11 protein-coding genes are annotated in these 13,600 nt (G+C 71.0%); 5 read left to right on the top strand and 6 right to left on the bottom strand.

The genetic code is table 11. The features are described 5' to 3' along the window. Positions 1-18 precede the first annotated feature (18 nt). A complete protein-coding gene (locus tag ACGFW6_RS43585) occupies positions 19-2,892 on the bottom strand; it encodes an FAD-binding and (Fe-S)-binding domain-containing protein (protein WP_393522893.1) in 2,874 nt (957 codons plus the stop codon). 226 nt (positions 2,893-3,118) lie between these two features. Here ACGFW6_RS43585 and serC point away from each other — a divergent pair, with 226 nt between their 5' ends. Further along, positions 3,119-4,237, top strand: a complete 1,119-nt coding sequence (gene serC, locus ACGFW6_RS43580) for a phosphoserine transaminase (RefSeq protein WP_393522891.1) — start codon at positions 3,119-3,121, stop codon at positions 4,235-4,237. A 59-nt stretch (positions 4,238-4,296) separates the two neighbouring features. Here serC and ACGFW6_RS43575 read toward each other — a convergent pair whose 3' ends face one another. The 3 genes from ACGFW6_RS43575 to ACGFW6_RS43565 all read right to left on the bottom strand — a co-directional run bounded on the left by ACGFW6_RS43575 (position 4,297) and on the right by ACGFW6_RS43565 (position 8,057). Then, a complete protein-coding gene (locus ACGFW6_RS43575; RefSeq protein ID WP_393522888.1) occupies positions 4,297-5,847 on the bottom strand; it encodes a cellulase family glycosylhydrolase in 1,551 nt (516 codons plus the stop codon). 309 nt (positions 5,848-6,156) lie between these two features. After that, positions 6,157-6,978: an ABC transporter permease gene (locus ACGFW6_RS43570; RefSeq protein WP_393522886.1), complete on the bottom strand. Its 822-nt coding sequence runs from the start codon at positions 6,976-6,978 to the stop codon at positions 6,157-6,159. Beyond that, positions 6,975-8,057, bottom strand: a complete 1,083-nt coding sequence (locus tag ACGFW6_RS43565; protein WP_393522884.1) for an ATP-binding cassette domain-containing protein — start codon at positions 8,055-8,057, stop codon at positions 6,975-6,977. The genes ACGFW6_RS43570 and ACGFW6_RS43565 overlap by 4 nt, the downstream gene beginning before the upstream one ends. Positions 8,058-8,144: 87 nt before the next feature. On the opposite strand from ACGFW6_RS43565, the gene ACGFW6_RS43560 reads away from it, so the two are divergent. Further along, positions 8,145-8,924 carry a TetR/AcrR family transcriptional regulator gene (locus ACGFW6_RS43560; protein WP_393522881.1) on the top strand — a complete coding sequence of 260 codons (780 nt, stop codon included), beginning with the start codon at positions 8,145-8,147 and terminating at the stop codon, positions 8,922-8,924. Positions 8,925-9,250: 326 nt separating this feature from the next. Here the strand turns inward: ACGFW6_RS43560 and ACGFW6_RS43555 are convergent, their stop codons facing one another. Together ACGFW6_RS43555 and ACGFW6_RS43550 are read right to left on the bottom strand one after the other, a co-directional pair. Beyond that, a complete protein-coding gene (locus ACGFW6_RS43555; RefSeq protein WP_393522878.1) occupies positions 9,251-9,877 on the bottom strand; it encodes a hypothetical protein in 627 nt (208 codons plus the stop codon). Positions 9,878-9,968: 91 nt separating this feature from the next. Further along, positions 9,969-10,943 carry a WD40 repeat domain-containing protein gene (locus ACGFW6_RS43550; RefSeq protein WP_393522875.1) on the bottom strand — a complete coding sequence of 325 codons (975 nt, stop codon included), beginning with the start codon at positions 10,941-10,943 and terminating at the stop codon, positions 9,969-9,971. 99 nt (positions 10,944-11,042) lie between these two features. Between ACGFW6_RS43550 and ACGFW6_RS43545 the strand changes: the two genes are divergently transcribed. The 3 genes from ACGFW6_RS43545 to ACGFW6_RS43535 all read left to right on the top strand — a co-directional run bounded on the left by ACGFW6_RS43545 (position 11,043) and on the right by ACGFW6_RS43535 (position 13,492). After that, entirely contained in the window at positions 11,043-11,732 is a 690-nt protein-coding gene (locus tag ACGFW6_RS43545) for an SGNH/GDSL hydrolase family protein (RefSeq protein ID WP_393522873.1), read from the top strand. 132 nt (positions 11,733-11,864) lie between these two features. Next, positions 11,865-12,449, top strand: a complete 585-nt coding sequence (locus ACGFW6_RS43540; RefSeq protein ID WP_393522871.1) for a Uma2 family endonuclease — start codon at positions 11,865-11,867, stop codon at positions 12,447-12,449. A gap of 50 nt (positions 12,450-12,499) precedes the next feature. Beyond that, entirely contained in the window at positions 12,500-13,492 is a 993-nt protein-coding gene (locus ACGFW6_RS43535) for an aldo/keto reductase (protein WP_393522869.1), read from the top strand. The last annotated feature ends 108 nt before the right edge of the window (positions 13,493-13,600 follow it).

Genomic DNA, 13,600 nt, shown 5'->3' with positions numbered 1-13,600 from the left:
GCCACCACCCCCGCCCCCCTACACAGCCGGCCCCAGCCCCTCCGCCAACACCTCCGCCAGATGCCGCCCCCGCACCCCCGCCAACTGCTCCAGCTGCGTCCGGCAGGAGAACCCGTCCGCCAGCACCACGGCGCTCTCCCCCGCCCCCCGCACCGCCGGCAGCACCTGTTCCTCAGCACAGGCCACCGACACCTCGTAGTGCCCCTTCTCGAACCCGAAGTTGCCCGCGAGGCCGCAGCAGCCACCGCTCAGCTCCCCGGCGAGACCCGCCGCCTCACGCAGTCGCCGGTCGGGCGCGTCGCCCAGGACGGCGTGCTGATGGCAGTGGGTCTGGCCGACCACCGGCCGTTCGACGCGGGGCGGCGTCCAGTCGGGTGCGAGCCGCTCCAGTGCCTCCGCGAAGGTCAGGACACGGTCGGCCAGGCGACGGGCCCGCGGATCGTCGTGCAGCAGTTCCGGCAGATCCGAGCGCAGCGCCGCCGCACAGCTCGGCTCCAGGACGACGACCGGCGCGCCCGTCCCCAGCACCGGCTCCATCAGGTCGAGCGTGCGCCGCAGCACCGCGCGGGCACGGTCGAGCTGCCCCGTCGAGACGTACGTCAGGCCGCAGCAGACGCGTTCCCGGCCGCGCAGGAGCGACACCGGATCCATCGCCACGGTCACGCCCTCCCCGCCCCCGGCGGGCACCTTCCACCGCACCGTCGGCGGCAGCGCCACCCGCAACCCGGCCGCTTCGAGGACGCGTACGGCCGCCTGTCCCACGGACGGCGACAGGTGCTCGGTGAAGGTGTCCGGCCACAGGAACACGAGGTCGCCGCCCGCACCGGCGGGAGCCTTCTCCCGCCGCTCCCACCACCGGCTGAACGTGCGGGGCGCCAGCCGCGGGATGTCCCGCTCCGGCGCGATCCCGCCGAGCCGTTTCGCCGCCCACGCCAAGGGCCTCACGGCGGCGAGGGCGTTGACCGAGGACGCGGTACGCGTGCGTGCCACCAGCCGCAGCCACTGCGGCAGCCGGCCCATGCTGTGGTGCGCGGCCGGACGCCGCCGCCCCTCGTAGTGGTGGTGCAGGAACTCCGCCTTGTACGTGGCCATGTCGACCTCGACCGGGCAGTCGGACCGGCAGCCCTTGCAGGCCAGGCACAGGTCCAGTGCGTCGCGCACCTCGGTCGAGCGCCATCCGTCGGTCACCAGTTCCCCGGCGAGCATCTCGTGCAGCAGCCGGGCACGCCCGCGCGTGGAGTGCTCCTCCTCGCCGGTCGCCCGGAACGACGGGCACATCACGGCCGGGCCCGCCGCCGATGTCGTACGGCATTTGGCGACCCCGACGCAGCGCCGTACGGCCGCCGAGAAGTCACCGCCGTCGGCGGGGTAGCCGAAGGCCACGTCGACCGGCTCGCGGGGCAGGACGGAGAAGCGGAGGTTGCTGTCGAGCGGGGCCGGGCGCACCAGCATCCCGGGGTTGAGCAGGTCGTCGGGGTCCCACACACCCTTGGCCCGCTCGAAGAGCCCGACCATGTCGTGGCCGTACATCTTCGGCAGCAGCTCGGCACGCGCCTGCCCGTCCCCGTGCTCCCCGGACAGCGAGCCCCCGTGCGCCACGACGACCTCGGCGAGCTCCTCCGAGAACCGCCGGAAGCGGGCCACGCCCGGCTCCGTCAGCAGATCGAAGTCGATCCGGACGTGGATGCAGCCGTCCCCGAAGTGCCCGTACGGCGTCCCGCGCAGCCCGTGCGTGGTCAGCAGCGCCCGGAAGTCCCGCAGGTACGCCCCGAGCCGCGGCGGCGGCACCGCGCAGTCCTCCCAGCCGGGCCAGGCCTCGCTCCCGTCGGGCATCCGGGTCGCCGTACCGCTGGCGTCCTCCCGGATGCGCCACAGGGCCCGCTGCCCGCCCGCGTCGGTGACGACCGTCGCCCCGACGACGTCGGCGGCCCGCACGATCGCCTCCGCACGCGCGCGTGCCTCGTCCTGCGACTCCCCGCCCGTCTCCACGAACAGCCAGGCGCCGCCCCTGGGCAGCAGGTCCACCGAGGGCACCAGGTCGGCGGCCATGCCCTCCACGGTCAGCGGTCCGTACGGCAGCAGCCCGGCGGCGGCCTCGGCGGCCGCGCTCTCGTCGCCGTACCCGAGCACCGCGAGCGCACGCGCGCGTGGCGCCTCGACGAGGCGTACGACCGCCTCGGTGAGGATGCCGAGGGTGCCCTCGCTGCCGCAGAACGAGCGGGCGACGTCGGCGCCCTTCTCGGGCAGCAGCGCGTCCAGGGCGTACCCGGAGATGCGGCGGGGCAGCTCGGGGAAGCCGGTGCGCAGCCGGGCCAGTTCCCCGTCCACCAGCTCCCGCAGTCCCGGCGGCGCGCCGGCCCCCTCCCGCCCGAGCCGCAGCCGCTGCCCGCGCCCGCTGATGACGTCCAGCTCCTGCACGCTGTCGGCGGTGGTGCCCCAGGCCACCGAGTGGGAGCCGCAGGAGTTGTTGCCGATCATGCCGCCGAGGGTGCAGCGGCTGTGGGTGGAGGGGTCGGGTCCGAAGCGCAGGCCGTGCGGGGCGGCGGCCTCCTGGAGACGGTCGAGGACCAGGCCGGGCTGGACGACGGCGGTGCGGGTGTCCGGGTCCAGGGACACGAGCCGGTTCATGTGCCGGGTGAAGTCCAGGACGATGCCGGTGCCCGTGGCCTGCCCGGCGATCGACGTGCCGCCGCCCCGCGCCACCACCGGCACCATGTGGTCCCGACACACCTCCAGCACGGCGGCGACGTCGTCAGCGTCATGTGGTGCGACCACACCGAGTGGGACGCGCCGGTAGTTGGAGGCGTCCATGGTCGTCAACGCCCGAGAGGTGACGTCGAACCCGATGTCGCCCCGGACAACCTTGCGCAGCTCTGCCTCAAGTTCCGACATACGTCCACTCCATCAGCCGGGCCAGTACTCACTCAGCCCTCCCGTACCCACTCGGCCCGTCCGGCCTTTGACGGACGGGCCGAGCGGGGCGAGGCCGGACGAGGCCGGTTCAGGGCCGAAGCCGGGGTCCGGGGCGGCGGCCCCCGGAGGTGGCGGCCGCCGAAACGCCGTCTCACCCGACGGACGAGGTTTCACCCAGGTTTCCCGAAACGGCTAACCTCACCCCGTGGCTGAGATCCAGATTCCCGCTGACATCAAGCCCGCCGACGGACGTTTCGGCGCGGGCCCCTCCAAGGTGCGGACGGAAGCGCTGGACGCGCTGGCCGCGACCGGAGCCTCCCTCCTCGGTACCTCTCACCGCCAGGCACCTGTCAAGAACCTGGTCGGCCAGGTGCGCGAGGGCATCCGCGAGCTGTTCCAGCTGCCGGACGGCTACGAGGTGATCCTCGGCAACGGCGGCTCCACCGCGTTCTGGGACATCGCGACGCACGGCCTGATCGAGAACAAGTCGCAGCACCTCACCTTCGGTGAGTTCAGCTCCAAGTTCGCCAAGGCCGCCAAGCTCGCGCCGTGGCTCGCCGAGCCGGACGTCATCACCAGCGAGCCGGGCACGCACCCGGAGCCGGTCGCCCAGTCGGGCGTCGACGTCTACGCCTTCACCCACAACGAGACGTCCACCGGTGTGGCCATGCCGATCAAGCGCGTGGCCGGCGCCGACGAGGGCGCGCTGGTCCTGGTCGACGCCACCTCGGGCGCCGGCGGCCTCCCGGTCGACGTCTCCGAGACCGACGTCTACTACTTCGCCCCGCAGAAGTCCTTCGCCTCCGACGGCGGCCTGTGGATCGGCGTCTTCTCCCCGGCCGCGATCGAGCGCGCCGAGCGCGTCCACGCGTCCGGCCGCCACGTCCCGGAGTTCTTCAGCCTGCCCACGGCGATCGACAACTCCCGCAAGAACCAGACGTACAACACCCCGGCGCTGTCCACCCTGTTCCTGTTGAACCAGCAGCTGGAGTGGATCAACGGCCAGGGCGGCCTGGACTGGGCGGTGCGCCGCACGGCCACCTCCGCCCGCACGCTGTACGGCTGGGCCGAGGACATCAAGTACGCCAACCCCTTCGTCACCGACCCGGCCAAGCGCTCGGCGGTCATCGGCACGATCGACTTCACGGACGAGATCGACGCCGCCGCCGTCGCGAAGGTCTTGCGCGCCAACGGCATCGTCGACACCGAGCCCTACCGCAAGCTCGGCCGCAACCAGCTCCGCGTGGCGATGTTCCCGGCGATCGACCCGGCGGACATCGAGGCACTGACGAAGTGCGTGGACTACGTGATCGAGAAGCTGTAACCGCCTCTCCCACGACATCCGAAGGGCGCCCGGCGAACTCACCGCCGGGCGCCCTTCGTTCATGCTGCTGTGCAGGTCACCGAAGGCGCCGGGCCGCCCCCTGGCGTGCCGCCGAATCCGAAGCCTGCCGAGCCGCCCACCGGTACCGCTCCGTTGTGCGCGGCGTTGGACGCGGTCACCGTCGTCCCGCTCTGGGTGTACGTCGCGTTCCACATGGACGTGATCTGGCGGGAGCCGGGCCACGTCCAGATGACCTTCCAGGAGTTGACCGGGGTGGTACCCGTGTTGGTCACCTTCACCTCCGCGTTGAAGCCGCCGCCCCAGTCGCTGGTGACGGTGTAGGCGGCGCTGCAGGCCGCCGTGCCGCCGCCAGGGTCGGGGTCCGGGTCGCCGCCTCCGCCGGCCGGCGGGAAGCCCGGCGCCTTGACGCTCGCGAGGTAGCCGTCCTTCACGGTGTCCACCGTCGACCAGTCGTCCTTGAGGATGCCGCCCGTGTCACCGGAGTTGGGGTTCCAGGACCAGAAGGTCCAGTGGAAGGAGTCGGCGCCGTACGTCGACGTGGGCCGCAGGTAGTTCACCAGCGCCGCCAGCCACTTCTGGTCCACCGTCGACTGGAGTGTCGTACCGAACTCGCCGACCCACACGGGGGCGATGTTCTGCTTGAAGATGTAGCCCCAGTACTTGTCCCAGACACCCGGCATGTTGTCGGGGAACGTGGGGTCGCTGAACCAGCTCTGCTGGGCCACGCTCGTGGCGTAGTCGTGGGCGGAGTAGACGAGCCGGCCCGGCACGTCCAGTTGCACCGGGTACTGCGCGACGCCCATGAGGTTGCCGCCCCACCAGCCGGACACGCCGTTGAAGGTCTGCACGCCCTCGACGAAGATCAGGAGGTCGGGGTCGACGGACAGGACGGCGTTGCCCGCCCGCTGGGCCGCCAGGCGCCAGTCGCGGGTGGTGTCGCCGCAGCCCCAGCAGGCGGGATCGTGCGGCTCGTTGTGCAGGTCGATGCCGACGACCGTGTCCTGGCCCTGGTAACGGGTCGCCAGCGCCTTCAGGTTGGCGATCCAGGTCGACTCGGGGACCGCCGCCGTGTACCAGAGCGCCGACTGGCCGCCCGCGTCCGGACGGTGCCGGTCGAGGACGATCTTCAGGCCGCTCTGTCCGGCGTACGCCACGATCCTGTCCAGCACGCCGAGCGAACCGAGCCCCTGGAGGTCGGCGTTCTTGCCGCCGGAGAAGTCGATGCTGTTCGGGACGGTGGAGCTCTTGAGGATGTCGTCGCTGTAGGGGATGCGGATCGTGTTGTAGCCCAGCGACTTCATCTGGTCGATCATGCTCTTGTAGTCGCGTGACCAGAGGCCGTGCACGACGTTGTTGCCGGTCTCGAAGCCGAACCAGTTGATCCCGGCGATCCGGACCGGCTGCCCGGCGGCGTCCAGGATCTGCCGGCCGCTGGTGTGCCAGGGACCGGCGCCGGCCTCCGCCGCACGGACCGCATCCGTGCCGACGCCGGGCTCCGCCGCCCGGGCCGGCTGCACACCGACCCCCACCAGCGGTAACAGAAGCCCCGCCACCAGCGCGCACAGCGCTCTTCGCAAGCTGCCGACCATGTCGCTGCTTCCTCTCGGGAGGCGCGGGTCCGGAACGAGTGGGAGCGCTCCCACATCCCGCGTCTCTCATGGAAGCCAGGTCGCATGGACACGTCAAGAGCTCCTGCGCCACTTGATATGACAGCCGGGCCGGGACGCCCTTCGACGGGACGGCCGGCCCGGGCACCCCTCGATACGACAGCCGGGCCTGGGCGCCCCTCGATACGACAGGCGGGCCCGGACACCCCTCGATACGACAGCCGCGGCCCGGGCACCCCTCGATACGACGCCCGGGCCACGGCACCCTTCGTATGCGCAGGGCGGCGGTCGTCACCGGCTCAGCTTCTGGAACCTCCGTACCGCCAGCGGCAGGAAGATCGCCGTGAGGATCACGGGCCACACTCCGGCCATCAGCAGCGCGTGCTGCTCGACCCAGGAGTCGCCGCCCCCGACGGGCGTCCCGAACAGGTCGCGGGCCGCCGCGGCCGTGGACGAGATGGGGTTCCAGGCCGCCACCCAGCCGAGCCAGTCGGGCATCAGCTGCGGCGCGACGAAGATGCTGGAGATCATCGTCAGCGGGAAGGCCACGGCGAACAGACCGCCCGCCGCCTCCGGGTTCGGCACCAGCAGGCCCAGCCACACGCCGATCCAGATCAGCGCGAACCGCAGCCACAGCAGCAGCCCGAACGCGCCCAGGAAGCCGAACCCGCCGTCCGGCCGCCAGCCCATCGCGAAGGCGGTCAGCATCATGATCGCCAACTCCGCGCAGGCGATGAGCAGATCGGTGACCCCGCGTCCGGCGACCACCGCGGACGACGACATCGGCATCGAGCGGAAGCGGTCGATGACGCCCTTCGTCGAGTCGTAGACGACGACCGTCGCGGTGTTGATGAAGCCGAAGGCCATGGTCATCACGAACATGCCCGGCATCAGGAAGTCCTTGTAGTCCCCGCCGCCCGGCACCTTCATCGCGCTGCCGAAGACATAGCCGTAGAGCAGGACGGACAGGATCGGGAAGCCCAGCTGCCAGGCGATGTTGACCGGCTGGCGCTGGTAGTGGGTGAGGCCGCGGCGGACGATGTTCCACACGTCGGCGAGGGCCCAGTACACGCGGCCGCGCTCGGCCGGGACGGTCAGGTCGACGGCGGTCATACGACGGCCTCCTTCTCGGTGCCGGCGGCCAGTTCGGCCTTACCGGAGTTCCCGGCCTTACCGGAGTTCCCGGCCTTACCGGAGGTTCCGGAGCTCCCGGGCTCCCCCGCCCCCGCCGCCTTCTCGGCGCGGTGTCCGGTCAGCCGCAGGAACACGTCGTCGAGGCTCGGCCTGCGCAGCCCGATGTCCTCGACCTGGACGCCCTCGTCCTGAAGGGTGCGGGCGACCTCGGTCAGGGCCGACACCCGGTCGATGACGGGCGCGTGCACCCGCAACTCACCCTCCTCCGTCTCGGGTTCGCCGTCCGAGACGCGGGCGACGACCTTCGCCACGTGGGGGATGTCGGACCGCTCCGCGACCACGACCTCGATACGGTCGCCGCCGACGAGGTTCTTCAGCCCGTCCGGGGTGTCGTCGGCGATGGCCCGCCCCTGGTCGATCACGGTGATGCGGGAGGCCAGCTTGTCGGCCTCCTCCAGATACTGGGTGGTCAGCAGCACGGTCGTGCCGCTCGCCACCAGCGCCCGTACGGATTCCCAGACCTCACCCCGGCTGCGGGGGTCGAGCCCGGTCGTCGGCTCGTCCAGGAAGAGCACGGCGGGCGCAAGGATCATCGACGCGGCGAGGTCGAGGCGGCGCCGCATGCCGCCGCTGTAGCCGCCGACGCCCTTGTCGGCGGCGTCGGTCAGGTCGAACTGCTCCAGCAGTTCGACGGCGCGCAACTTGGCCCGCCCACCGCCCAGATGGAAGAGCCGGCCGAACATCTCCAGGTTCTGCCGTCCGGTGAGCACCTCGTCCACGGCCGCGTACTGCCCGGTGAGTCCGATGCGTGCGCGCACCTCGCGCGACTGCCGGGCCACGTCGAGCCCGGCCACGCTCGCCCGGCCGCCGTCGAGCCTGACCAGCGTGGACAGGATGCGTACGGCGGTGGTCTTGCCGGCGCCGTTCGGGCCGAGCAGGCCGTGCACCGTGCCCTCGCGGACGGCCAGGTCGAAGCCGTCGAGGGCGCGTTTGTCGCCGTAGCGCTTCTCGAGCCCCTCGGCCCGTACCGCGTACCCGTCGTCGTTCCCGTCGCCCATGGGTCCCCCTCTCGGTAACTGAGTACAGCGTACCCGATTGCGCGTACACCGTACTCAGTTTTTCCCGGAGGACATAAGCTGAAGTGCATGACGAGCGGCAAGGGCGGCACCAGCGGTACGGAGACCAGCGGCAGCGGCGACATCGTCCGTACGTTGGAGCTGCTGTGGGACACCGGCCGGCGCCCGAGCCGCGGGCCGAAGCCGGCGCTGACGCTGGACCGGATCGTGGAGGCGGCCGTCGGGGTCGCGGACGCCGAGGGGCTGGAGTCGGTGTCCATGCGCCGGGTCGCGGCCGAACTGGGCACCGGCACGATGTCGTTGTACCGCTATCTCCCCGGCAAGGCCGAGCTGCTCGACCTGATGCTGGACCGCGTCCAGCGGCCCTCCGAGAACCCGGCCGACCTCGGCGACGGCACCTGGCGCTCGGCGCTGGCGGCCATGGGCCGCGCGACCCTCGCCCTGTACCAGCGCCACCCCTGGCTGCTCCAGGTCAACCAGTCCCGCCCGATCCTCGGCCCGAGCGCCCTGGACGGTATGGAGAAGGTGCTCACCCGCATCAAGCCGATGGGCCTGTCCGACCCCGAGCTGGTCTCCGCGATCATCATGATCGACGGCTATGTCGTCGGCGCCGCGCGCACCCAGCTGTACCAACTGGAGGCGGAGCGCCGGACGGGGCTGACGGACGTGGAGTTCTGGGAGGCCCAGACCCCGATGCTGGAGAAGGTCCTCGCGTCGGGCCGCTACCCCCTCATGGCCTCACTCGACGAGAACACCTGGGGCCCCGACTTCGACCACTTCGAGTTCGGACTCCAGCGGATCCTGGACGGCCTGGAAGCCTTCGTGAACCGCCGCACGGACGAGACGTAGAGCACGCGAGTACGCCCTACGACGTCGGCTCAGCAATCATTGCGATCCAGCTCAGGAGGCCCACGGGGACGGCGACCAGAACGGCGTGGCCCACCCGGTCGGCCGCCTTCTGACGCCGTGAGGGCTCCCGGCGGTGGGCCTCGCCGCGGGCTGCCCGTCCACGTGGCTTGATCGCCTGGTGGGCGAGAACGGCCAGGACGGTCACACAGATCGCCACCTGCCAGAGCACAGCCCGGCGGACAGGGCGAGATCCGAGGTCGCCGTGACCCACCACAGGCCGGTGACGAGGGCGAGGGCGACACCGCACACCCACCCGAGGACGCGCTTCATCCGCCCACCATGATGTTCGGTTCCTTCTCCAACAGCCTGGAGATTCCCGCCTGTTCGGCAAGTTCCCGACGCCGCGGCCCGGCCTGGGCGCGCTCCTGCTCGTACTCCTGCCAGTCGGCGGGCTGCACGAAGAACATGTCATGGCTTCCCGGCAGGACCATGACACCGCCGAAGGCCGAGTCACCGGCGAACCAGGCACCGCCCTGCTCGGCCTCCTTCGGCCAGCGGCGCCTCGTCGAGGCGTTCAGCGCGCGCAGCGAAGGCGCGCCGTGCTGCCCGCGCATCGTGAGCCGGACGGTGTGCACGGTGCCGAGGTACATCCACTGGGAGCCCTTGCGGACGACCCGGTTGCGGTATTCGAAGGGGTAGGCGTGCAGCACCCTCGCGCACACCCTCATCCGCGAGCCGTGGCGCAGCCGCAGCAACAGGAAGATCAGCACGAAGAAGGCGGCCGGGATGCCGAACGCGGAGAGGGCGGCGTCGTAGCCGACGCCGTGTGCGGCGAACGGCACCGCGAACAGGGCGGCGGCCAGCGCGAGGCGCGCGGCCAAGTGCCCGTACAGCAGCGTGCGGTTGTGCCGGAGCACCTGTGCGACGTCGGGGGCCGGGGGCGGACTGTCCATGGGGAGCGGGAAGTTCCTTCGGGCAAGATCGACGGCCGGGCCCGGCGACGCTATCAGGCACCACCCGACCGCCCGCGTCTCACCTGCGTCATCACCTCCGCCGGAACAACCGGCGCAGCGCGAACAGTACGACGCAGGCGGCTCCCAGGGCGATGGCGCCTACCTTGAGGTTGCTGCCGGAGGCGTCGCCGTCGTCTCCGGAGGCCGAACTGCCGCTGCCGGTCGCGGAGTCGGAGTCGGCGGATCCGGCCGCGCCCGGGGCGTCCTCGGCGACGACGGTGCTGCCGGCGCCCTCCATGCCGAGCATGAGCTTGGTGCCGTCGGGCGAGTAGCTGGCGGACTCGCCCTGGCCCAGGGGCACGCTGATGCGCTCCAGCCGCTTGAGCTTGCCGCCGTTCCAGTCGTACGCGATGCCGCCGAGGTAACCGCGCACGGCGAGCGTGCGGCCGTCCGGGGAGAAGGCGGCGTCGGTGGCCCACAGGTCGACGGGGACGGTGGGCTTGAAGACGTTCGTACCGGACGGGGAGAGTTCGGCCGGCCCTTCGTAGAGGTGCCCGCCGTCCTCGTGTTTGTCGATGATGTAGACCCGGCCGGTCTTGGGGTGCACGACCATCGACTCGGCGTCACGGGTGCCGTCCGTGTACTTCACGACGTACTGGGTGGCCCTGATCGTCTGGTCCTTGAGGGTCTTGGGCTCGGGCAGCCGGTAGATCCAGACGTACGGCCACTGCACACCGTCGTTGTCGCCGATGTCGCCGACGTAGAGCTGGTTGTCCGGGCCCATGGAGATCGCCTCCACGTCGCGCGGGGTGCCGACGCCGGTCAGGGTGATCGTCGCGACGGTCTCGCCGGTGCTGCTGTCGACGGCGTAGAGGTAGGCGCCGGTGTCCTGGTCGTTGTGCGTCCAGTAGATGCCCGGGTGCTGACGTGAGGCGGCCAGGCCGCTGGACTCCGTGATGCGGGGGTCCTTGATCGTGAAGTCCTCGTCACCGGCGGCGGCTGAGGCGGGCAGGGTGAATGCCCCCGTGAGCAGGACCCCGGCGAGAATGGCGAGCGGTCGGCGCATGCCCCAAGCCTGCCATCCGCTCCGGCCGTTCGGGCGGCGTGGCAGGCTTCACACCCCGCCCGCTCCTGCCGACAGGTGGCGATCGTCCATCATGAGCGGATGCTCAGGTTCATGCCCGTCGGCGACTCCATGACCATCGGCAGCGCCGGCGAACACACGTGGCGCTACCGCATGTGGCAGCACCTGCGCGACACCTACGGCGGCCCCTTCGCCCTCGTCGGGCCGCGCGAGACGCTGTACGACAAGGCGGCGGACGCGCCCACGTCGTACGAGTACGCCGACTGCGAGCCCGCCTTCCCCCGTGCCCATCTGGCCGGCTGGGGCGAGGGCTGGCTGCACATGGCGCCGCTGATCGGTGAGGCGGTGCGCTCGTGCCGGGCCGATGTGCTGCTGGTCTCGCTGGGCCTGATCGACCTGGGCTTCTACACCAACGCGGAGCAGACGGCGGACAACGCGCGGAACTTCGTGGCCGCGGCCCGGGCGGCGAACCCGCGGCTGCGGATCGTGGTCATGCCGGTGATCCCGAACGTGCGCGCCGAGTCGGACCCGCCCTTCGCCGCCGAGGTCGCCCGCTTCAACGAACTGCTGGCGAAGGCGGTCGCCGACCTGGACGAGCCCCGCTCACCGCTGCTCCTGGCGTCCCCGCCGCCCTCGTACGACATCCACCTCGACACCTACGACGGCACGCACCCCAACGCGAGCGGCGAGCACAAGATCGCACAGGGCTTCGCGGAGGCGATGTACCAGGCGTGGGACTTGGGCGAGCCGTACGAGGCCGACTCCGTCTGACGGCCGACGGCCGACGGCGGGATCGTCGATGGCCGCGACGCATGTGAGCTTCCTCTCCGTGTCGCGGTCACTGTGCGTATCGTTGTACCGCGCGGCTGCACTCGTGCGGAGCGGCCGGGGAGGAGCGCCACGATGACCGTCCTGGAAGACAGGATCGAGATGGCCGACGACAACGCCCAGCACCTCGACCAGTGGTTCGAGCTGATTGAGCGGATGGTCCCCGCAGGATACAAAGTTGAGGTGGTCGAGGGGGCCGTCCACATGGTGCCGCAGCGGGACACGCACTGGGAGATCACTCGCCGGATCATCCACGCACTGGAGGACAGGTTCGGCAGGGACATCAACGTGAAGACGGATGTACGCATCGACTTCCCCGGATTCGAGAACGGCTTCTGCCCCGACGTGATGAAGCTGCGTGACGACGCGGAACGCGACCCGGAGCGCGGCTGGCGCCATGAGGACGTCGAGTTCGTCGCCGAGGTCATCTCCCGCGGGACCGGCATGAACGACTATGGCCCGAAGAAGGCCGCGTACGCGGACGCCGGGGTTCCCGTCTACCTCATCGCCGATCCGTACCAGGGCCGTTGCCACCTCTTCACCAACCCCAAGGACGGCGAGTACCGCACCGACTCCAGGTTCGACTTCGGCGAGCGGATGGATCTGACCCACACCCTCCTCGACCTCACCCTCGACACGGCCACGTTCCCCCGCGACTAGAACTCAAGTCCCTTGCCTAGAGCACACTCCACCTGGCTAGCGTGCACTTCATGAAGTACACGCAGCTCGGACGCACGGGACTCAAGGTCAGCCGGCTCGTCCTCGGCACCATGAACTTCGGTCCGCAGACGGACGAGGCGGACAGTCGCGCGATCATGGACGCGGCGCTGGACGCCGGCATCAACTTCTTCGACACGGCGAACGTGTACGGCTGGGGCGAGAACAAGGGCCGTACCGAGACGATCATCGGCAACTGGTTCGCGAAGGGCGGCGAGCGGCGCGACAAGGTCGTTCTCGCGACCAAGGTGTACGGCAACATGGCCGCGGACGGCGCCGCGTGGCCCAACCACGACAAGCTGTCGGCGGTGAACATCCGCCGTGCCGTGGACGCCTCCCTCAAGCGGCTGCAGACCGACCACATCGACGTCTACCAGTTCCACCACATCGACCGGGCCACCGGCTTCGAGGAGATCTGGCAGGCGATCGACGTCCTCGTGCAGCAGGGCAAGATCCTGTACGCGGGCTCCAGCAACTTCCCCGGCTACAAGATCGCCCAGGCCAACGAGACCGCCGCCCGGCGCGGCGGCACCATCGGCCTGGTCAGCGAGCAGTGCCTCTACAACCTCTTCGAGCGGCGCGCCGAGATGGAGGTCATCCCGGCCGCGCAGGAGTACGGCCTGGGTGTCATCCCCTGGTCGCCCCTGCACGGCGGACTGCTCGGCGGCATGATCAAGAAGGAGGTCGAGGGCGGGCGCCGCGGCTCGGGCCGGGCGGCCGACTCCCTGGCCGACCCTGCCGTGCGCACGAAGATCCAGGCCTACGAGGACCTGCTCGACAAGCACGGGCTGGAGCCCGGCGAGGCCGCGCTGGCCTGGCTGCTCACCCGGCCGGGCGTGACGGGCCCGATCGTCGGCCCGCGCACCGCGGGACAGCTGGAGTCCGCGCTGCGTGCGGTCGAGCTGGAGCTGAGCGACGAGCTGCTGGCGGGGCTGGACGAGATCTTCCCGGGCCCCGGGCCGTCTCCGGAGGCGTTCGCCTGGTAGGCGAGCACGCGGGCGCGGCGGGGGCGCTCGGTCACTTGCCGAGGGCCGCCGCCAGCGCCACCAGCACGAACATCAGCACAAGCGCACCGGCCATGATCCGGTTCCGGG

It is taken from the genome of Streptomyces sp. Y7 (assembly GCF_043195415.1).
Taxonomy (GTDB): domain Bacteria; phylum Actinomycetota; class Actinomycetes; order Streptomycetales; family Streptomycetaceae; genus Streptomyces.
Note: the sequence above shows the minus strand (reverse complement) of the source record. Positions and strands in the feature narration are given on the sequence as shown.

What these genes read in the sequence shown, in the direction of transcription:
- ACGFW6_RS43585 (WP_393522893.1), bottom strand. Translation starts at nt 2,892, where the DNA reads ATGTCGGAACTTGAGGCAGAGCTGCGCAAGGTTGTCCGGGGCGACATC.
- ACGFW6_RS43575 (WP_393522888.1), bottom strand. Translation starts at nt 5,847, where the DNA reads ATGGTCGGCAGCTTGCGAAGAGCGCTGTGCGCGCTGGTGGCGGGGCTT.
- ACGFW6_RS43570 (WP_393522886.1), bottom strand. Translation starts at nt 6,978, where the DNA reads ATGACCGCCGTCGACCTGACCGTCCCGGCCGAGCGCGGCCGCGTGTAC.
- ACGFW6_RS43565 (WP_393522884.1), bottom strand. Translation starts at nt 8,057, where the DNA reads ATGGGCGACGGGAACGACGACGGGTACGCGGTACGGGCCGAGGGGCTC.
- ACGFW6_RS43560 (WP_393522881.1), top strand. Translation starts at nt 8,145, where the DNA reads ATGACGAGCGGCAAGGGCGGCACCAGCGGTACGGAGACCAGCGGCAGC.
- ACGFW6_RS43555 (WP_393522878.1), bottom strand. Translation starts at nt 9,877, where the DNA reads ATGGACAGTCCGCCCCCGGCCCCCGACGTCGCACAGGTGCTCCGGCAC.
- ACGFW6_RS43550 (WP_393522875.1), bottom strand. Translation starts at nt 10,943, where the DNA reads ATGCGCCGACCGCTCGCCATTCTCGCCGGGGTCCTGCTCACGGGGGCA.
- ACGFW6_RS43545 (WP_393522873.1), top strand. Translation starts at nt 11,043, where the DNA reads ATGCTCAGGTTCATGCCCGTCGGCGACTCCATGACCATCGGCAGCGCC.
- ACGFW6_RS43540 (WP_393522871.1), top strand. Translation starts at nt 11,865, where the DNA reads ATGACCGTCCTGGAAGACAGGATCGAGATGGCCGACGACAACGCCCAG.
- ACGFW6_RS43535 (WP_393522869.1), top strand. Translation starts at nt 12,500, where the DNA reads ATGAAGTACACGCAGCTCGGACGCACGGGACTCAAGGTCAGCCGGCTC.